Origin of the sequence: Pontibacter beigongshangensis (genome assembly GCF_014332515.1) — a bacterium.
GTDB classification, from domain to species: Bacteria; Bacteroidota; Bacteroidia; order Cytophagales; family Hymenobacteraceae; genus Pontibacter; species Pontibacter beigongshangensis.
Window position 1 is genome coordinate 1 of sequence record NZ_VFSD01000070.1, and the last position, 398, is coordinate 398.

At 65.8% G+C, this 398-nt stretch carries 1 pseudogene; it reads left to right on the forward strand.

The window, feature by feature from the left end:
* Window positions 1-398, forward strand: a pseudogene (locus FJM74_RS22135) (galactokinase); the annotation flags it as partial.

Consider the following 398-nt stretch of genomic DNA (forward strand, 5'->3'; position numbering starts at 1 on the left):
TGCAGCGCCACTACCCGCAGGTGCACAGCCTCCGCGACGTGACGGTGGAGATGCTCGAAAAGCACGCGCAGGAGTTTGAGCCAGTTACCTATCGGCGCTGCCTGTACGTGGTGGAGGAGAACAACCGGGTGGAGGCCGCCTGCCAGCACCTGCAGCAGGGCGACCTGAAGGCATTCGGCCGGAAGATGTACGCCTCGCACGAGGGGCTGCAGCACCAGTACGAGGTCAGCTGCCCGGAGCTGGACTTTTTGGTGGAGCAGGCCCGCCAGACGGAGGCCGTGCTGGGAGCCCGCATGATGGGCGGCGGCTTTGGCGGCTGCACCATCAACATCGTGCAGGTCGGCAGGCTGGAGGAGTACACCCGGCAGGCCAGCAAAGCCTACCAGCAGCAGTTCGGC